The 19,116-nt window shown below is 45.3% G+C and carries 16 protein-coding genes and 1 tRNA gene; 13 read left to right on the top strand and 4 right to left on the bottom strand.

The features are described 5' to 3' along the window. Window positions 1-183 precede the first annotated feature (183 nt). Complete coding sequence (locus tag NTX76_05765) at window positions 184-849, bottom strand: CatB-related O-acetyltransferase (protein ID MCX7338765.1); 666 nt, start codon at window positions 847-849, stop codon at window positions 184-186. A 334-nt stretch (window positions 850-1,183) separates the two neighbouring features. Here NTX76_05765 and NTX76_05760 point away from each other — a divergent pair. The 3 genes from NTX76_05760 (at window position 1,184) to NTX76_05750 (ending at window position 2,947) form a co-directional block, all read left to right on the top strand. Further along, window positions 1,184-1,269, top strand: a tRNA-Leu gene (locus tag NTX76_05760). A 54-nt stretch (window positions 1,270-1,323) separates the two neighbouring features. Next, window positions 1,324-1,944 carry a ribonuclease H-like domain-containing protein gene (locus NTX76_05755; GenBank protein MCX7338764.1) on the top strand — a complete coding sequence of 207 codons (621 nt, stop codon included), beginning with the start codon at window positions 1,324-1,326 and terminating at the stop codon, window positions 1,942-1,944. Between the two features lie 4 nt (window positions 1,945-1,948). After that, the gene (locus tag NTX76_05750; GenBank protein ID MCX7338763.1) at window positions 1,949-2,947 is read left to right on the top strand and encodes a KpsF/GutQ family sugar-phosphate isomerase; all 999 of its coding nucleotides are present in this window, start codon (window positions 1,949-1,951) and stop codon (window positions 2,945-2,947) included. 10 nt (window positions 2,948-2,957) lie between these two features. Here the strand turns inward: NTX76_05750 and NTX76_05745 are convergent, their stop codons facing one another. Continuing rightward, on the bottom strand, window positions 2,958-4,808 hold the full coding sequence (locus NTX76_05745) for an alpha/beta fold hydrolase (GenBank protein MCX7338762.1): 1,851 nt from the start codon (window positions 4,806-4,808) through the stop codon (window positions 2,958-2,960). Between the two features lie 33 nt (window positions 4,809-4,841). Next, window positions 4,842-5,594 carry a hypothetical protein gene (locus NTX76_05740; GenBank protein MCX7338761.1) on the bottom strand — a complete coding sequence of 251 codons (753 nt, stop codon included), beginning with the start codon at window positions 5,592-5,594 and terminating at the stop codon, window positions 4,842-4,844. Between the two features lie 313 nt (window positions 5,595-5,907). On the opposite strand from NTX76_05740, the gene NTX76_05735 reads away from it, so the two are divergent. From NTX76_05735 to NTX76_05690, 10 genes are all read left to right on the top strand, one after another. Continuing rightward, complete coding sequence (locus tag NTX76_05735; GenBank protein ID MCX7338760.1) at window positions 5,908-7,644, top strand: fatty acyl-AMP ligase; 1,737 nt, start codon at window positions 5,908-5,910, stop codon at window positions 7,642-7,644. Between the two features lie 92 nt (window positions 7,645-7,736). Further along, window positions 7,737-8,411 carry a dienelactone hydrolase family protein gene (locus tag NTX76_05730; GenBank protein ID MCX7338759.1) on the top strand — a complete coding sequence of 225 codons (675 nt, stop codon included), beginning with the start codon at window positions 7,737-7,739 and terminating at the stop codon, window positions 8,409-8,411. A gap of 16 nt (window positions 8,412-8,427) precedes the next feature. Then, window positions 8,428-9,381 (top strand): malate dehydrogenase, encoded by a 954-nt coding sequence (gene mdh / locus NTX76_05725; GenBank protein MCX7338758.1) that lies wholly within the window; start codon window positions 8,428-8,430, stop codon window positions 9,379-9,381. 17 nt (window positions 9,382-9,398) lie between these two features. Continuing rightward, window positions 9,399-10,577 carry an ADP-forming succinate--CoA ligase subunit beta gene (gene sucC, locus NTX76_05720; protein ID MCX7338757.1) on the top strand — a complete coding sequence of 393 codons (1,179 nt, stop codon included), beginning with the start codon at window positions 9,399-9,401 and terminating at the stop codon, window positions 10,575-10,577. Between the two features lie 17 nt (window positions 10,578-10,594). Beyond that, window positions 10,595-11,245: an NUDIX domain-containing protein gene (locus NTX76_05715; protein MCX7338756.1), complete on the top strand. Its 651-nt coding sequence runs from the start codon at window positions 10,595-10,597 to the stop codon at window positions 11,243-11,245. 17 nt (window positions 11,246-11,262) lie between these two features. Beyond that, complete coding sequence (sucD, locus tag NTX76_05710; protein ID MCX7338755.1) at window positions 11,263-12,147, top strand: succinate--CoA ligase subunit alpha; 885 nt, start codon at window positions 11,263-11,265, stop codon at window positions 12,145-12,147. 4 nt (window positions 12,148-12,151) lie between these two features. After that, window positions 12,152-13,441, top strand: a complete 1,290-nt coding sequence (locus tag NTX76_05705) for a thiamine pyrophosphate-dependent enzyme (GenBank protein ID MCX7338754.1) — start codon at window positions 12,152-12,154, stop codon at window positions 13,439-13,441. Continuing rightward, window positions 13,420-14,547, top strand: a complete 1,128-nt coding sequence (locus tag NTX76_05700) for a hypothetical protein (GenBank protein ID MCX7338753.1) — start codon at window positions 13,420-13,422, stop codon at window positions 14,545-14,547. The genes NTX76_05705 and NTX76_05700 overlap by 22 nt, the downstream gene beginning before the upstream one ends. A 13-nt stretch (window positions 14,548-14,560) precedes the next feature. Beyond that, window positions 14,561-15,706, top strand: coding sequence for a dihydrolipoyllysine-residue succinyltransferase (gene sucB, locus NTX76_05695; GenBank protein MCX7338752.1), 1,146 nt, complete (start codon window positions 14,561-14,563; stop codon window positions 15,704-15,706). 103 nt (window positions 15,707-15,809) lie between these two features. Next, window positions 15,810-17,984, top strand: a complete 2,175-nt coding sequence (locus NTX76_05690; GenBank protein MCX7338751.1) for a cache domain-containing protein — start codon at window positions 15,810-15,812, stop codon at window positions 17,982-17,984. A 31-nt stretch (window positions 17,985-18,015) separates the two neighbouring features. On the opposite strand, the gene NTX76_05685 is transcribed toward NTX76_05690, so the two are convergent. Beyond that, window positions 18,016-18,843 carry a PhzF family phenazine biosynthesis protein gene (locus NTX76_05685; GenBank protein ID MCX7338750.1) on the bottom strand — a complete coding sequence of 276 codons (828 nt, stop codon included), beginning with the start codon at window positions 18,841-18,843 and terminating at the stop codon, window positions 18,016-18,018. Window positions 18,844-19,116: the final 273 nt, after the last annotated feature.

The following is a 19,116-nucleotide window of genomic DNA, read 5'->3' as shown; positions in this document are numbered from 1 at the left end:
TGTTTCGCTGTCTACGCTTCGACTCTGTCGTTACCTTGAGAGACGCAAGACTCGCTATGTGGTGGGACTGGCTTTCCCTTCCACAGCGGGACTTTCACCCGCAAGATTGGTGCGACTTATCTTGGCGCACAGAGACTGTCCTTCAATTTAAAAAATAGCTTAATGATCTTCTATGGAAATTTATTAATAGCGCACGGGAGATGAAGCATTCTTATGAATTTTTTTTAAGGCCGCGATATCCCCCGTTGTTATGGAATTTAAATTTTCTGTTATTTTTTCGATGGACCAATCCCACCAACTCAGTTCCAAGAGAAAAGCGATGGTTTCATCGTCGAACCTTTTGCGAATTGGCTTGGCTGGATTTCCGCCAACGATTGTATAGGGTTCCACGTTTTTTGTGACAAGGCTGTTTGTTCCGATAATGGCGCCATGTCCGATTTCAATGCCTTGCATGATTGTGGCCGCATTGCCGATCCACACATCGTTTCCAATAACCGTATTACCTTTGCTTGTGATGTTCGTGCGTACATCTTTCCAAGCATCACCAAACACAGCGAAAGGGTATGTTGAAATGCCATCCATGACATGATTGCCCCCATTCATCAGAAATCGAACACCCGTTGCAATCTGGCAGAATTTTCCAATGATGAGTTTATCTTGCGTGAAAGCAAATAGATAAAGGACATTTTTTTCAAAACTATAAACATCATCCGGATCATCGTAATATGTATAATCGCCAACAATTATTTGGGGGTTTGTGATGATATTTTTGAGGTATGCCGTCCTTGTGACACCTTTGATTGGATATAATGTGCTTGGATCTGGATAGATTTTATCGTGTATCGTCATGATAGAACTTTCTCAAAATGCCCACGGAATCAGTATTCTGTCAGAAATTCATCTTATACTTTGAAGAATGATAGAGCAAGGAAAGCAATGTATCAATATGACTTTTATATGAATGATTTGAAGCATGGGTCAGTGTCCTTATTAAAAACCTGGCCGAGAGGGAGGGCAGGTGATCTGTTTTCTGGTGTCAATTCTGGGTTATTGCGGCAAATTTGCCTGGCATCTCCGGCTGTCATGCCTAAAAGAGCGCCTCATAAATCAATGGCCTTGTTGGCGGAATCGACAAATGCGTTTTCTTGACAATTCACCGCAAATATTCTACATAATTAAACAAGCCCAGATGGCGGAATGGTAGACGCGCTAGTTTCAGGTATTAGTGAGTGAAAACTCATGGAAGTTCGAGTCTTCTTCTGGGCACCATCAAATTTTTCAGACCAAATTTTCAGGTCAAATGATTAGAAAGCCCTAAAACTCATGCAAATTCATTTACATTCTTATGATTTACCTGATGGTTTATCTTTTGGATCCTCCGTTGCGATCGATACAGAGGCGATGGGGCTTAAAAATCATCGCGACCGTTTATGCCTGGTCCAGCTGTCTAGTGGCGATGGAGATTGCCACCTTGTTCATTTTCCAGAACCCCATTTTGAAAAAGCTGTGAATCTAAAGGCTCTGTTAAAAGACAACCAGGTCACCAAGATTTTTCATTATGCGCGGTTTGATGTTGGGATTTTAAATTTCAGCTTTAAAATCTTGCTTGAAAATATTTACTGCACAAAAATGGCATCACGACTTTGCCGCACATTTACCAGCAAGCACAGCTTAAAAGATCTATGCAAGGATCTGCTGTCAATTGAATTGTCAAAGCAGGAACAAACCTCGGACTGGGGTGCACCGGTTTTAACACAAGAACAGCTTCAGTACGCGGCAACAGATGTGCTGTACCTACATATCTTAAAAGAAAAATTGGATCGATTGCTTCATCGTGAAAAGCGTTGGGAACTGGCAGAGGCGTGTTTCTGGTTTCTACCCTATCGGACGCAGCTTGATATAATGGCCGGGGAATCATTCGATATTTTTAGCTATTCGGAGTAATTTCGTGACCGTTACAGCGCTGCGCCCGCAATCCCATATGACCCAACAAATCAGCCACAGACAAATTGGACAAGAAGCAATCCTGATAGAAGCAAAAGGACTGCAGCTTTTAGCCAATTCCCTGGGGGAGAATTTTAACCACGCCGTCGATTTAATCCGAAGCCACAGCGGCCGGTTGGTTGTCAGTGGTATTGGGAAAAGCGGACATGTCGGGCGTAAAATTGTGGCGACATTTGCATCCACGGGGCAGCCCGCCCTTTTTGTTCATGCAGCAGAGGCTGGCCACGGGGACCTAGGCATGATTGCCAAGGGTGATGTTCTGTTATTAATCTCCTATTCCGGAGAGGCAAAAGAACTGGGATCAATCATTGATTATGCACATCGTTTTGCGATCCCCATTATTTCTATAACGGGCCGGGAAAATTGCATGTTGGCGCGCGTTTCAACGATTGCATTGGTTTTGCCCGATGCACCAGAAGCCTGTCCCATGCAACTAGCCCCAACAACATCGACAACACTGACAATGGCTTTGGGTGATGCTTTGGCTGTCGCGTTGCTTCGTGATCGCGGGTTTTCCAAACATGACTTTAAAATATTCCATCCCGGCGGGAGCTTGGGCCAGCAGCTCAAGCGCGTTTCGGATTTAATGCATAGCGGGGAAAAACTTCCCCTGGCCAACCCCCAAACCTTGATGAGTGATATTCTGGTCGAAATGACGGTTTATGGCTTTGGATGCGTCGCAGTCGTGAACGAATCGGGCCATTTACTGGGAATTATCACAGACGGAGATTTACGGCGCCACATGAACCCCCAGCTTTTAGAACAAAGGGCTGATGAAATCATGACCCGTCAACCAGTCACGCTTTCCCCTGATGCCTTGATGGCCGATGCCTTGGCCATGATGGAATCGCGTTCCATTACGAACGTGTTTGTTGTGGATGATCAAAACAAGGTTGCCGGCATTATCCATATTCACGATTGCTTGCGTCATAGCGTGGCTTGAGCAGTTTAAATTATAGCCCCATTTTATGATGAAAAATGGCGGGTGATTTTTCTGTTGCGTATCTGCCCGGGGCTGCTTCGATGCTTTTTTTCGGATCAACACAAATAGCATCCTTTTGCCCCCCCAAATACGGCGTAAGCCATTCTTCCCACGCCATCCACCACGACCCCGGATATTCGGCGGCCGTTTCCATCCAAATTTCTGGATTGTTCGTTTTGCATGTTGGGTTAACCCAATGGCAATATTTTCCGGAATTTGGGGGATTAATAACCCCGGCAACATGCCCCGCAGCTGCCAAGACGAACGTACTATTGGGCAACAGATTATAGCCTGTTAATGGCGAAACCCAGGGAACAATATGATCGCTTTTCGCCCCCAAAAAAAACACAGGCGTTTCTATGGCCGAGAAATCAATCTCAACACCATTAATCTTGTGTTTATTTTTGTACATCAGGGCATTACCCATAAAGAATTCCCTTAAGTATTCCAGATGCATTTTAGCTGGCAAATGGGCCGTGTCAGCATTCCAATAGAAAAAATCGAGAGAAGACGCATTTTTCCCAAGGAGGTAGCTGTTGATATAATTTGGCCATATCAAATCATTCGCCCGGATCGAACTGAACATCTTAACAAGGTAATCACCGGCCAGGACACCGCTTGCCTCCAGCTGTTTTTCCAAAAGCTGCAGCTGATCTTCGCAGATAAAAACGGATAGTTCCTTCATATGACTAAAATCAATCGGCGTCGCAAGAAGGGTGGCGCTTTCGACGCTTTTATTATTTGTTTTTGCGTAATAGGATAACAATGCTGCGGTTGCAACGCCACTTACACAGAAACCAACCAAGTTGACCGTCTTGCTTGTTGTGATTTTTTGAACTTCTTGGATAGCTTTATCCATCCCTTTAAGCAAATAATCCGTAAAAGAAGTCGCGAAATAAGACGCATCGGGGTTAACCCACGAAACAATGAAAACTGTTCTTCCGGCCAAAAGGTTCCACCGAACAAAGGAATTTTCGGGCCTTAGATCAAAAATATAATATTTATTGATCCAGGGCGGAAAAATCAAAATCGGCGTTTCCTTTGTGTGTTTCGTTTGGGGATAATACTGAATCAGCTGAAAAATTTCATTTTCAAAAACAATGGAACCAGGGGTGATGGCCAGATTTTTTCCAACCTCAAACGCATCCTGATCCACGGTAGATGGAAAATTAACCCCCATCCCCTTTTGATCTTTGAGATAATTTTTATATCCCTTGATAAGGTTTTCGCCCTGGCTTTCAATTGTTTCGCGAATAACCTCTGGGTTTAAGTGGGCAAAATTGCTGGGCGCCATAGCATTAATGACAGCACCCAGATAAAAATTAAATTTTTTCTTTGTTTTTTCATCGATAGACGGAATATCAAGGGCCTTTTTGGTATAGCTTGAATGAAGCAAGTAAGCCTGCTTGACGTAATCAAGGAATGGGTTTTCTTCCCATCCGGCGTCCCGGAACCGCCTGTCCCCCTTTTCTGGAACAATAACAGGACCCACCTTTTCCTCTGCCCCCAAAAGCCGCGACAGAATTGATTGCTGCAATTCCTCCAGCCTTAAAAGATACTCTTTTTGTTCTGCGTCCCATTGTTTGGAATTCGATTCATCGTGAAAAAAATGGTCAAATGACTTTTTTTGAACCTCTGCCATGGTTTTTGACAGTATTTCATGTGAATAAAGCCCACCATTCTGGCTTAACGAATAACTCATCCTGTCAAAGAAATCTTTATACGCATCAAAATAACCGTTGAAACCTGCCTCCCCTTCCGATGATTCAGGGGCGGTTGCGTTATTCGTTTTTTCGTAATTATCTTTTTGCTGGGGCGCCATGCTATGGTGTCAATTTATTTTGGATGCTTTCTATCATGCTACTGCGTTCTCTAGCTCGCGCCAATAAAATTGGAGCGTCTCATCATCGTAGTCTTCATCTATTCTGCCCGTTGCCTCATCATTCTCAAAAATTTCATCGTACAGAGCATAATCTGGGACTTTACAATCTATGTCCCTTTGAAAATCCTGCAACATTTGAAGCCCCGCACAAATCCCATGTCGCGTCAATGTCATGCATGCCGCCTCAAGATAATCAGCGCGAAGATGGCGATTGTAAGCCATTTCATGTATAAAATTTGCGTCTGGAATTGTCTGTATGGCAGCCTCATACGTTAACGAGCATAGAAAACCCTCAAACATGCCCTGATCTTTTTCGGCGATTGGGACAGTCGGATATATCCTATACAGAATCGAGAGCCGCTCCTTGTACTTTTCTCTGTTAACAAAGCACCACCTCACAACATCATCTTGCCTGATTTCATCTAGCCTATTTGCCTCCGCTGGATCACATCTGATCTGAAATTTTAGATTCATTCCTGTGGAATCTAGCGCATGAGCGTCAGGCGATAGTGCCACAAGTCCAGAAGACGCAGATTCGGCAGGGGCAATCAGCCCAAGGGTTATAGAGACTATCGCAAGGCAGCTATACCCAATGGATTTCGAAATCTGGATTTGAAAATAAGGACCGAGCGCCCGGAGTGTACAGAGAAGTACATGAGGACGTGAGGTTCCGAAATTTTCGAAGATCAGAGTTTGAAAGGCGAAGGGTATAAACTTTGTTTTCATATGGATTTTACTATCAAATAATTTCATCACTATAAAATATAAAATAAGTCTTCCTGGTTTTGCAAGAAAAAAAATGGATTTTTTCAACCACCCGTGGAAAAACCAGACAGCCTTGGCGGTCTATTATTTTTCACCCGTTCCAAATTTAATCTCATTTGTTAACTCTTTGTAAACTTTTTTGCTTTAGCATCAGAAGATAGTAAAGGGATTACCCCCATATACTTAAAATAATAACGTCGTACATTTTATTTGTTTTTATACAGATAAATATACAGAATATAAACACTATATTTACAGGCAATGGTTTTTTAACATGGACAATAAACAATCTTTCTTTTTGGGTGATTATCTGAAAAAGCAGGCAATTGCAAATCCGAACAAGCCTGCTTACAAATTTTTCCACGAAGACACTGATTCCACCACTGTCGTCACCTACCGGGAGCTTGATGCGCTTGCAAAAAGAATAGCGTATCAAATTCATCAGTATGCGGCCCCCAATGAAAGAATTGTGATTTGTATCCCCCATAGCCTGAATTATATAGCGGCCATTTTTGGATGTTTTTACGCTGGCGTTGTGTTTGTGCCGGCTTATCCACCAAAGCAAACGCATTCCTTTCCTGTTCTTCAAAAAATTATAGAAGATTCCAATCCAAAGCTGGTGATCACAGAGGATGCCCATGACGGCGACATTATTCCCGGATATGCAACCGTTCAAATTGGAAAACTCACACAGGGCACAGAAGAATTCACCACAGAACACGAATCACAAGAAGACGATGTCTGTTTAATACAATATTCATCGGGTTCGACACATACGCCAAAGGGCGTCATGATTAGCCATAAAAATCTTGTCAAGAATTGTGATGCCAGTGCAGTCTTGTTTAAACTTACAGACAAGGACAGGGGATGTTCTTGGTTGCCGCCATATCATGACATGGGGTTGGTTGGAAATATTTTTGTCCCTATGTATGTTGGCTTTCCCATTACATTTATGTCGTCGGGTCTATTTGCCCGAAGGCCCCTGAAATGGTTAGAACTTATGAGTCAGGAAAAAGCAACACTTAGCGCTGCGCCAAATTTTGCATACGGGCTTTGCACCGATCGATATCTTTCCTCCACACAGAAACATCACAAGCTTGACCTTAGTCACTGGCGGTTAGCCATCAATGGGGCAGAGGTTGTGCGGGCAAAAACATTAGAAAAATTCGCCGAAGTATTTTCAAGCAGCGGCTTTAAGCAAACAGCCTTTTGTCCTTCTTATGGATTGGCGGAATCCACCCTTACGGTAACGGCCCACTATGACCCCCTGAATCTGCCAATTGTTAAAAAGTTTTCAAAATCCAAGCTCGAAGTCAATATGGCAGAAGAGATTACAGACCGTGAACGCACCGATCCGGATTCTTCTGAATTCCAAAACCGGGACATCATCCGCCTTGTCTCGAGCGGGAAACCACTACCAGACTATTTGGTCAAAATCGTGAATGCCGATACAGCAGAACCATTGCCGAACAATGTTGTTGGGGAGATATGGATTTCTGGTCCGTGCGTTTCAAAAGGGTATTTTAACAACAGCAAAGCAACGGACGAAGCTTTTAATTTTAACATCGGATGGTACAATGACACCCATTTTCTTAAAACCGGAGACACTGGTTTTTTTGATCAGGATGGAAATTTATACATCACAGGCCGCACCCGGGATGTTCTGATTATTCATGGGCGAAATCTAATCCCCGACGATATAGAGGAATCAATCCAAACAGAATGTTTCATTAATGGCAACTATCTGACTGCAGCCTTTTCAATCCGAGAAGCCTACAAGGAACAATTAGTCATTATTCAAGAGGTTGATGCCTTTATGGATTTCAATCTTGTGATCGAGCAAATTCATGCAGCAGTACACAAAAACTATGGCATCAGCCCCAATGCCATAGTCTTGATACGAAAAGGCAAACTTCCCCGCACATCAAGCGGAAAGATCAAAAGACATGCGTGCCGAGTTTTATTTGAAGCAGGAGTTTTTGAGATTATTCAGGAAAAAGTTATATCCTAAAGGTTGCAATTGATCCCAAGAAACACATTGCGGTTAGTGCCTAATGAGGATAAATTATCATTAAATTTTAAATATTTTTTGGTGAGAAATTGATGTTATCAGGACCAGAATATAATCCCAATCCCGGGAAACCTATTCAAAAAATTGTCGTTTTCTTGCATGGGTATGGCGCATCCGGCGATGATTTGCTTTCTTTGGGGGAAGCATGGGAAAGCAGCTTACCAAACACGCTTTTCATTGCCCCAAACGCCCCGGATCGGTGCGATATGAATATGGATGGCTATCAATGGTTTGGATTGCAAGATTTTTCGCCATTCAATGTTCGGTCCGGCCTGGATCGCGTTCGCCCAACATTGGTGCGATATCTGAAAAACCTGCTCACGAAACACACCCTAAACACGCACGATCTAGCGTTGGTTGGATTTTCGCAAGGGACAATCCTAGCCCTAGAGATGCTGTTCGCCCTTCCTGGATTGGGTGCAGTTCTTGGATATTCCGGGGCATTTTATCCACCGCCCGTATTTGAGCCACCCCTACATTCTGCCCTTGGGAATACAAATGTTATGTTGGTTCATGGCACAGCGGACATGGTCGTTCCTTATTCTGCATTGCTTCAAGCAAGCGCCCAGCTGAATCTTTATGGTATTCAGGCCCAAACGCACACATGTGATGGGGTTGGTCATACAATAGATTTCAAGGGGCTGGAGCTTGGCGGGGAATTTCTTGGGCGAAATCTTATGAATTGTTCCAGAGTTGTTAACTTATAAAGAAAGTCGCCGGCATATGACACGGAAAAAAATTGCATTAATCGGAAGCGGAAATATTGGTGGAACCTTGGCCCATCTGGCGCTACAGCGTCACTTGGGGGACGTTGTCTTGGTCGACGTGGCGGATGGCATTCCACAAGGCAAAGCTCTTGACCTTTTGCAGGGGTGCAGCGCAGATGGGATCAGCGGCAATTGCACCGGCACAAACGATTTTGAAGCCATCAAGGGGGCTGATGTTGTCATCATCACAGCCGGAATTCCGCGAAAACCAGGGATGAGCCGGGATGATCTTTTGAGCATTAACGGCAAAATTATCCGAACCGTTGGCGAAAACATTAAAAAATTCTGTCCGGATGCTTTTGTTATTGTCGTAACGAACCCTTTGGATATCATGGTATTTCTGTTGCAACAAGCAAGCGGACTTCCACCAGAACGCGTTGTTGGAATGGCCGGCATTTTGGATGGCGGTCGGTTTTGTTCCTTCCTGGCAGAGGCGCTCAATGTATCTGTTCAGGATATACAAACCCTTGTCCTGGGTGGCCATGGGGATACCATGGTGCCGCTGCCCCGTTACACAACCGTTGCGGGCATCCCATTGCCAGAACTGGTTCAACAAGGCTGGCTCAGCCAAGGACAGCTGGATTCCATTATCGAACGCACACGGAATGGTGGCGCCGAAATCGTCAACTTGCTTAAAACGGGATCGGCCTATTATGCGCCGGCATCGTCGGCCCTTCAGATGGCAGAATCCTATTTGTACAATCAAAAGCGTATTTTACCCTGCGCGGCATATTTGAATGGCCAATATGGTATCGATGACTTATACGTTGGCGTGCCTGTCGTAATTGGCAACAGAGGTGTTGAAAAAGTTATAGAATTGGCGCTAACCTCAGAAGAGCAAGCACTTTTTTCTGCGTCAGTAACCGCCGTTCGCACTCTGATGACTGAAGTCAAAAGATTGGGATTGTAAACTTAGGATCACAAGGCATGGACATTCATGAATACCAAGCGAAGGGCATCTTAAGTGGGTATAACGTACCACTTTTAAATGGACGCGTTGCTTATACGCCAGAGGATGCCGAAAATATTGCGCAATCAATGCCAGCACCATTATGGGTGGTCAAGGCCCAAATCCATGCCGGTGGTCGGGGCAAGGTTGGCGGGGTTCTTTTGGCACATTCCGTGGCAGAAGTCAAAGAACATGCCAAAAAATTGCTCAACAGTCGACTGGTCACCCATCAGACGAACCCCAGCGGCCAGGAGGTCAAAAGAATCTATGTGGAGGAAGGGTGTTCCTATGAGCGCGAGCTCTATCTAGGCCTTACCTTGGATCGACAGCGTAACCAATTATCCTTTATTGCATCGTCAATGGGGGGCATAGATATCGAAGAAGTGGCCCAAAAGAACCCCGAACAAATCACAACCATTAATATCGATTGCCTTATGGGTATCCAGCCTTTCCACACCCGACACCTTTGCAAGGCCCTGCAATTAACCGGAAAAATAGCTGAGCAATTTCATGAACTTTTGACGAATCTGTATAATGCCATGCTAGATCTGGATGCAAGCCTGATTGAGATCAATCCCCTGGTTGTTGTGCGCGATGCGACCAATGGCGATCGGCTGGTTGCCTTGGATGCCAAAATGTCATTCGACGATAGCAGCTTGTGTCGGCATCCTGAAATTGATCTACTCCGAGACGAAGAAGAAGACTCATCCGAACAAGAAGCCAAGCGACATGGGTTAAGTTACGTAAAACTGGACGGTACCATTGGATGCATGGTTAATGGCGCGGGTCTTGCCATGGCAACGATGGATATTATCCAGCTTCATGGGGGTATGCCCGCGAATTTTTTGGATGTGGGCGGTGGCGCCACCCCAGAAAAAGTCAAGGTCGCGTTTAAGCTTATCCTGGCGGACCCGAGCGTAGAAGCGGTCCTTGTTAATATCTTTGGCGGCATCATGAAATGCGATATCATTGCCGAGGGAATCGTTGCCGCAGCAAAAGAAACGGAACTTGGCATCCCCATGGTCATCCGCCTGCAGGGAACAAATCGTGAGCAAGGAAAAAAAATCCTTTTTGATTCAGGGCTGCCCGTTATTGCTGTTGATAATTTAGAGGAGGCCGCCATTAAGGTGGTCCTAGCCGCCCGAGAGAGTGCGTAAGTATGCGAGGAAGCACTATGAAATTTGAATATAAAAATCACCAAGGGAAACGTCGATTTCACCAAGTTGACATCAAGGGGGTTGAATTTGGTCAAAGCCCCCATACAATTGAAGACAAATGGCTTTTGGTCGGTGCCGACCCCACAAACCAAACCACAGAAAAATTTGTCCTGGAAGACATTCAACGGTTCTGCAAACCGGGGGACGTCCAACGTCTTATGTGCGTGACCGCGTACATCCTTAATGATGATAATCAATTCTTTCTGATGTATCACAGAAAATATAATCATTGGATTCCGCCGGGCGGCAAGGTCGAAGGGAACGAAACACCTGGGGAGGCCGCGATCCGCGAAACGTTCGAAGAAACGGGCCTGCACATCGCACTTATTAGCCCCGATGAAACGCCGTCAAACATCCCGGCCCCATTTGGCATACAACTGAATCCCATTATCAAAGACAGCCTTGATCATGTTGATATGATCTATCTTGGAAAAGCAAAAAGTACTGAATTTGCTTTGGATGCTTCAGAAGCCGTTCAGGCACAATGGTTTACACTTGATCAGGTTCTGTTGCTCGATACATACCCAGAGGTCAAAAAATGGTGCCAGTATTTTACCAACAGAACCGAAAATCCTAAACACAAAAATGCGACAGTGACTGCGCTCTAAAAAGGGATCTAATAATCATGGCAATCCTCGTCAATGCTGATACAAAAGTCATCTGTCAGGGATTTACAGGCAGACAGGGAACATTCCATTGCCAGCAGGCCCTTGCCTATGGAACGCGCATTGTTGGTGGTGTCAGCCTCAATAAAGGGGGGTCCACCCATTTAAATCTGCCGGTTTTTTCCAGCGTTGGTGACGCAAAAAAGGCAACAGGGGCCGATGCGACAATTATTTATGTACCCGCACTTTATGCAACCGATGCGATATTCGAAGCACTTGACGCCGACATAGGGCTTATTGTGTGCATCACAGAAGGGATTCCAATCCTGGACATGATGCGCATAAAACGGGCGCTTGCCGGATCGCATACCCGGTTGATTGGGCCAAACTGTCCCGGAATTATCACCCCCAACCAATGCAAGATTGGCATCATGCCGGGGTTTATTCATAAACCTGGAAACATTGGGGTGGTTTCACGTTCTGGGACATTAACATACGAAGCCGTCCACCAAATAACTGCCACAGGCTTGGGGCAAAGCACATGCCTTGGTATTGGTGGCGATCCGATTACAGGGATGAATTTCGTTGATGTTTTGCAATTATTTTGGGACGATTCCGATACCCACGGGATTTTATTGATTGGCGAAATTGGGGGCAGCGACGAACAAGAGGCTGCTGAATTTATAGCCCATCAATACGCAAAAGGACGCCACAAACCTGTGGTCTCCTATATTGCTGGAATCACGGCCCCACCCAAAACAAGAATGGGGCATGCTGGGGCGATTGCCTCTGGTGCAGGGGAACAGGCATCCGACAAAATCGAATGTCTTGGCAAAAGCGGCGTCACGATCGTTCAGTCCCCAGCAAGCCTAGGGCAAACCGTTTTTGACGCCATGCAAGGCTGATGTCATGACGCATTCCGAACGTCATTCCCCGCTTTCGGTATTGGACAGTGGCAACGCGCCCTATATATTAGAACTTTTTCAGCAGTACAAAAATAATCCCGATTCTGTTTCATCAGATTGGCGAGTATTTTTTGAGGATCATGACAGGCAAGCTGCCGCAGACCATGACCCAGCCAGCAACACTGTGCAACCGGCAGAAGCCTTTCGTACCTATGGACACCTTGCGGCTGAATTGGATCCATTGGGCTTAGTCCCGCGCCCCACGCCCCCGGAATTATACCCTTCTTGCCCCCGCCTGACAGAAATCTATTGTGGAAAAATAGGCTTTGAATTTATGCACCTTGCAACCAAGGCGGAACGCGATTGGTTTGCCGCCGAAATAGAAAATAAATCTTTTGCCCTGTCCGACGGCGAAAAAAATGACATCTATCATAGTCTTTTAAAAACGGAATCGTTCGCTAAATTTCTTCACATCAAATTCCCGGGCGCAAAACGATTTGGATTGGATGGCGGGGAAAGTTTGATTCCGGCCATGGAATACCTGTTGAATCTTTTGTCAGGCAAAGGGGTACAGGAAATCATCATTGGGATGGCCCACCGGGGACGCCTTGAGATGATGTCGCAGATCTTGAAAAGACCCCTGGATGATATTACTAATCCCCCGGAATTATCTTCCTCAGGAGATGTCCGATACCATACTGGATATGAATCGGATCGTGTTATTAACGGGCGCCCTTTGACACTATCAATCGCAAACAATCCATCCCATCTGGAATCCGTTGTCCCCGTTACCCTTGGCAAAGTTCGCGGCAAACAGGATGCTGGTAAAAATGTCGTAGGCCTTTTGATCCATGGCGATGCTGCCTTTGCTGGACAGGGAATCGTCGCTGAATCTTTGCAGCTTTGTCAGCTCGATGGTTATAAAACCGGCGGGTCCATTCATATCATTATCAATAATCAAATTGGCTTTACAACCGATCCCACCAAAGCTCGATCCTCGCGTTATTGTTCGGATGGCGCCAAAACGATCCAGGCCCCCATTTTACATGTGAATGCAGATTATCCAGAATCTGTGATCCGGGCTGTCCATTTGGCGGCAGAGTATCGGTTTCGTTTCCATCATGACGCGGTCATTGATTTGGTCTGCTATCGTCGGCATGGCCATAACGAAGGGGACGAACCCGTTTTCACCCAGCCGATTATGTATCGAAAAATTACCGCACATCCCAGCGTTGCTTCGCTTTACGGGGAGAAATTAAGGGGGGATGGCATATGCTTACAGCCGCCCTCCTGAAACACCTGGGTGCCATCTGCACACAGTATCCTGAAACCTTTGACATCCACCCCAAGGTGGAAAAACTTTTAAAGCAACGGCTGGGCGCGTTTGAAAACAACCAACCGCTTGATTGGGGGAATGCTGAAACGTTGGCTTTTGCGACTTTGTTAGCAGAGGGGCATCCTGTCCGCCTGAGCGGCCAAGACAGTGCGCGTGGGACGTTTTCTAATCGCCATGCCATCCTGGTGGATCAAACAAACGAAGATCGTTTTATTCCCCTAAATCACCTGTCAAGCACACAAGCAAAGTTTGATATTGTTGAAAGCCCCCTATCCGAAGCAGCCGTTCTGGGGTTTGAATATGGATACAGCACGGTCGCGCCCGATACATTGGTCCTGTGGGAGGCTCAATTTGGTGATTTCGCCAATGGGGCCCAGGTCATTATTGATCAATTTATTTCAGCAGCAGAATCAAAATGGCAACAAACATCGGGGCTCGTTTTGTTGCTCCCCCATGGGTATGAAGGCCAAGGACCCGAACATTCATCTGCACGGTTGGAACGTTTTTTGCAGCTGTGCACGGATGACAACTGGCAAATCGTCAACTGTTCGACGCCGGCCAACTATTTTCATGTGCTGCGCCGTCAGGTTCTGATGACCCGCCCAAAACCGTTGATTGTGATGACACCAAAGTCTTTATTGCGGCATAAATCGGCCGTCTCTGATTTAAAAGATTTTGGGGCCGGAACACATTTTCAGCCCGTCATTTCAGAAAAAATAGTCACAAACCCGCGTGCGGTTATTTTATGTAGCGGCAAAGTTTATTATGATATACATAAGGTCATCGGGCCAGATATTGCCATAATACGATTGGAACAATTTTATCCCTTCTCGGAACAGGATTTAATGAGCGCCTTGCTGCCCTATAAAGATGTTAAAGTTATTTGGTGTCAGGAGGAACCCATGAATATGGGCGGATGGAGCTTTATCGAACCTCGCCTGCGGGGAATGGGATTGAGTCCAAAATACATTGGTCGGCCCAGTGCCGCATCCCCAGCCACCGGATATGCGCATCGACACCTAGCCGAACAAAACCAAATCATTTCGCAAATCCTAGCACTCTAAAAAGGGCCATGACATGTCCGCATCCATAGAAATTAAGGCCCCCTCCTTTGGGGAATCGATCACAGAGGCAACCGTTGCCCGATGGCTTAAAAATGCCGGCGATGCCGTTACGATGGACGAAACGCTTGTGGAGTTGGAAACAGACAAGGTGACATTGGATATATCGGCGCCTGCAACGGGCATCCTTGGGCAGATTTTAATTCCAAAGGGAGGAATTGCAACCGTTGGTGACGTCTTAGGAATCATGACTGAGGAGGCAGTGACTGACCAGAAGTCTATCGAAAAAATAACCCTGGAATCATCCAAAACTGAAGAACCCTCACCCCAGGACATACCCAATGAATTTCGAAATCTGGATTTGAAAATAAGGACCGAGCGCCCGGAATGTACAGAGACGTACATGAGGACGCGAGGTTCCGAAATTTTCGAAGATCAGAATTCGAAAGGCGAAGGGTATAAACGCCTGGACAAACGCGTCCCGCTACCCCGCCTTCGCCAGCGTATTGCCGAACGATTGAAACAGGCACAAAATACTGCGGCGATTTTGACCACCTTTAACGAGGCAGACATGAGCGCGGTCATCGCACTACGCAGTCGATACAAGGATGCCTTCGAGAAAAAGCATGGAATTAAACTAGGATTTATGTCGTTTTTTGTAAAGGCATGTCTGCAGGCTCTCAAAGAAACGCCCGCCGTTAATGCTGAAATAGACGGCGCTGAAATCGTTTACAAAAACTATTATGACATTGGGGTTGCCATATCAGCACCGCAAGGTTTGGTTGTTCCGGTACTAAGGGATGCTGATTTGCTGAGCCTGGCTGAAATTGAAACGAACATTGCACTGCTTGGCACAAAAGCCAAAACCGGCAAGCTGTCGGTTGATGACCTAAGCGGCGGGACCTTTACCATTTCTAATGGGGGGATTTTTGGATCCCTTTTGTCCACACCAATCCTGAATCCGCCCCAATCTGGGATTTTGGGCATGCATAAAATTCAGGACAGGCCCGTCGCCATTAATGGTCGCGTGGAAATTCGCCCCATGATGTATTTGGCCCTGTCTTACGATCATCGGCTTGTCGATGGACGCGAAGCCGTTACGTTTTTGGTAACTGTCAAAGAATGCATCGAAAACCCAGGACGGTTTTTGTTGGATTTATAAAGCACCATTTTGGGAATCTTCTGCAATAAGGCGGACCATCCTTAACACTTTAGAAACCTTTCATCCGTTACAATCAAAGAAAACACATGAGAATTTGATTGTTATGATGAATATATTTGCACGCCTTAAGTCAGCTGTGTCACAAAGGCAATTAAAGTTTGATATTTTATCAAGTTTTTTTGTTTTACAGTTCATTACAGCATTTTTTATTGCATTTTATATGTATAGCTGCGAGAAAGAGATTCTGATTAATTTCTCTGACAAAATGATGGCGGATCTCAGCGAATTTAAAACACATGTCATCTCTGATCATTTTACAGACGTTCAGAAAGCAATTGCCTTAGCCTCAGAAAGCTTTGAACATTCAGACGAAGCGGCGATTACCAACCAAAATCTGATCGATACTCTGGTCGAAATCTTATCTCAATATCCCTATATAGAAAGCGTTTATATTGGCACAGAATCAGGTGTTTTTTTCCAAGCAAACTCCCTGGAGGAAGGGAAAACATACCGAACAGTCCCGGATAAACTATTGCCACGACATGCGGTAATTTCCATTCGGGTCACCGACAGAGCATCCAAGATCCCAAATGAAATCTGGTATTATCTGGATAAAACAAACCGCATTATAGATAAAGAAACACTTCCTGAATCAGAGATTACCTACAACCATAAAGAACGCCCCTGGTATATAAAAGCCATCGATACACAGGCTAAACTATGGACAGATATTTATGTTTTTAATACGACCAATGTGCCCGGAATTACTGCAGCAACACCAATCTTCAGCGGGAGTTCAGAAGCGCTCATTGGGGTGATCGGGGCTAATATTCCCCTGTCGAGTGTTTCAACAATTTTAAAAACCACCACTATAAAAGGACTTTCAACGATCATTAATAAAAAAGGGGAGATTGTCGCCGACCCAACGGGTTCGAACATGGCAAAAATTTTGCATAACAAATCAGAAGCGCATCTCATAAGGCTCGATGAGATTGCTGATAAATTGCAATCCACTGGCTTTAAGGATTATATCGCGACACAAAAGAACCGCTTTGTGTTCGACTATAATAACGCGAAATACATGGCTTCCTACAGCGAATTTGACAAGTCTCTCGTTGATGGCTGGCTTTTCTCTATTATTGTTCCTCTGGATTCCCTGATAGGGGTCGAAAAAGAAACACAAGAAAAAGGTTTATTGTTTGCCATTCTATTATTACTGGGATCGACCTGTATTGTGTCCTATCTTGCACGACGTATTTCCAGACCCATCAATGCCTTGGCACAGCAAGCGGACAAAATTACGAACTTTGATATGTCAACAACCAGTGAGGTTCATTCAGGCATTCTTGAGATTCAGCACCTTCAATCCTCAATTTCACGAATGCAACGAAGCATTTCATCGTTTGGGAAATTTGTTCCAAAGTCGCTCGTTAAAAAACTTATCGACAAGGGGATTGATGTCAAAATTGGCGGAAAGTCACGCCATTTAACGATTCTTTTCACAGATATCGCAAATTTTACGGGGATCTCAGAAACCTATCCACCCGAGAAATTAATGCTTCACTTGTCGGCCTATTTTGAAGAAATGACCAATATTATTATCAAGGAAAATGGCACCATTGATAAATATATTGGGGATGCGATTATGTCATTCTGGGGGGCGCCGCATGCCGATCAAAATCATGCCCTACATGCGTGCAAGGCTGCCCTTTTATGTCAACGACGCTTGGTGGATTTGAATCGTGAATGGATTTTTGACAAAAAACCGGCCCTGAATACGCGTATTGGCATCCATTCAGGCGATGTGATCGTCGGAAACCTTGGGTCGTTTGAACGTATGAATTACACAATTTTGGGGGATTCCGTTAATTTGGCCGCGCGTCTAGAGGGTACCAATAAAAATTACGGCACCCTAATCATTATCAGCCACGCCACATATAAACATATTGAGAATTTCGCAATTGTTCGGCCGCTGGATATCGTTGCCGTAAAAGGAAAAAACGAGGGGGTCCATATCTATGAATTGGTGGCATTACATGGGACGAATCCCTTGGTCCTACCAACAGAAGAGCAGCTAAATTTCTGTGCAAAATTTACAAAAGCCTTTCAGTTGTACCTTGATCAGCGCTGGGATGAAGCCATTGCCGCTTTTAAAGAATTGCGGTTGCGGTACCCAGAGGATCTCCCTTGTTCCCTGTACATAGAACGCTGTGAACAGTTCGCCCAAACGCCACCCCCAAAGGATTGGGATGGCATTAACCGCCTAACCAAGAAATAATCGACCGCACAAAAAAAGGGGGGAGTTGGCCTTAGACCGCCAAGAATTTCCCCCTAAAAGCAGTGACGGCCTGTCCCGTGATTAAAACGCGATCGTGCTCAAGCGCCAAAGTCAAAATACCCCCGCGCTTAGAGGCCTGAAAAGCAGTGAACTTGTTTTTTCCAAGCTTTTCAGCCCAATAAGGGGTCAGCTTGCAATGGGCCGCCCCTGTAACGGGATCCTCATTGACCCCTACCCTTGGGGAAAAATATCGTGAAACAAAATCATAAGGGGAATCTTTTTTCCCCTCGGCGGTGACGATAATTCCATGACAATCAATTTCGGCAAGTTTTGCGATATCGGGCCTAAGATTAATCACTTCCTTGGCTGTCCTAAGCTCGACCAGAATATCATCGCACGCCTTGCTAACGCTAACGGGGGCAACGTCCCATGATTCAAGTTGCAACGCATCAATAAGATCACCCGGCATGCACATCAGTTCGGGATATTGCGCCGGGAAATCCAATGTTATGCTGTTTTCATCCTTTCTTGCCATCAAAACACCGCTGCGTGAATCGAAATAAACGGGCGATGATGGTGGCTCGTCCAATTCATTCCACAAAACATGTGCCGCCGCCAAAGTGGCATGACCGCATAAATTAACCTCAACTGTTGGGGTGAACCAGCGAATACTAAAGTGACTGTTTTCCTGCGATGCAGTCTGCGCCGGGACAAGGAATGCTGTTTCTGACAGATTAATTTCCGTTGCAATTTTCTGCATTAATCCATCGTCTGGAAAGGAATCAACCAAACAAACAGCCGCTGGATTGCCGCTAAAAAGGCGATCTGTAAACGCATCAACAGTCCAAAATTTCATCATACTCATTTCTCCGTCTTATTTTTTATTTTTAGTATGTGGGTGCATGACGGCCCTAATGAATCGACCTTTTCACAGCGCACCGTTTGCCCATAATACTCTTTATTTCGTCTAGAATATAATGCAAATTTAACATGTGCGGGTTCACATCAAATGAGACTCCGCTGCAGCCTCGGAACAGATATCCCGAATATACTCCATAGGTGTTAATCCCTTCAAGTTCCGATGAGGACGATACGTATTATATTTGATCACGGCCTGACGAAGTTCAGCCTG

Source organism: Alphaproteobacteria bacterium (assembly GCA_026400645.1).
GTDB lineage: Bacteria > Pseudomonadota > Alphaproteobacteria > Paracaedibacterales > CAIULA01 > JAPLOP01.
This window is presented reverse-complemented; position numbering and strand designations above follow the sequence as displayed.

Coding starts and splice junctions, on each gene's coding strand:
- NTX76_05765 (MCX7338765.1), bottom strand. CDS start 849: ATGACGATACACGATAAAATCTATCCAGATCCAAGCACATTATATCCA.
- NTX76_05755 (MCX7338764.1), top strand. CDS start 1,324: ATGCAAATTCATTTACATTCTTATGATTTACCTGATGGTTTATCTTTT.
- NTX76_05745 (MCX7338762.1), bottom strand. CDS start 4,808: ATGGCGCCCCAGCAAAAAGATAATTACGAAAAAACGAATAACGCAACC.
- NTX76_05740 (MCX7338761.1), bottom strand. CDS start 5,594: ATGAAAACAAAGTTTATACCCTTCGCCTTTCAAACTCTGATCTTCGAA.
- NTX76_05735 (MCX7338760.1), top strand. CDS start 5,908: ATGGACAATAAACAATCTTTCTTTTTGGGTGATTATCTGAAAAAGCAG.
- NTX76_05730 (MCX7338759.1), top strand. CDS start 7,737: ATGTTATCAGGACCAGAATATAATCCCAATCCCGGGAAACCTATTCAA.
- mdh (MCX7338758.1), top strand. CDS start 8,428: ATGACACGGAAAAAAATTGCATTAATCGGAAGCGGAAATATTGGTGGA.
- sucC (MCX7338757.1), top strand. CDS start 9,399: ATGGACATTCATGAATACCAAGCGAAGGGCATCTTAAGTGGGTATAAC.
- NTX76_05715 (MCX7338756.1), top strand. CDS start 10,595: ATGAAATTTGAATATAAAAATCACCAAGGGAAACGTCGATTTCACCAA.
- sucD (MCX7338755.1), top strand. CDS start 11,263: ATGGCAATCCTCGTCAATGCTGATACAAAAGTCATCTGTCAGGGATTT.
- NTX76_05705 (MCX7338754.1), top strand. CDS start 12,152: ATGACGCATTCCGAACGTCATTCCCCGCTTTCGGTATTGGACAGTGGC.
- NTX76_05700 (MCX7338753.1), top strand. CDS start 13,420: ATGCTTACAGCCGCCCTCCTGAAACACCTGGGTGCCATCTGCACACAG.
- sucB (MCX7338752.1), top strand. CDS start 14,561: ATGTCCGCATCCATAGAAATTAAGGCCCCCTCCTTTGGGGAATCGATC.
- NTX76_05690 (MCX7338751.1), top strand. CDS start 15,810: ATGATGAATATATTTGCACGCCTTAAGTCAGCTGTGTCACAAAGGCAA.
- NTX76_05685 (MCX7338750.1), bottom strand. CDS start 18,843: ATGATGAAATTTTGGACTGTTGATGCGTTTACAGATCGCCTTTTTAGC.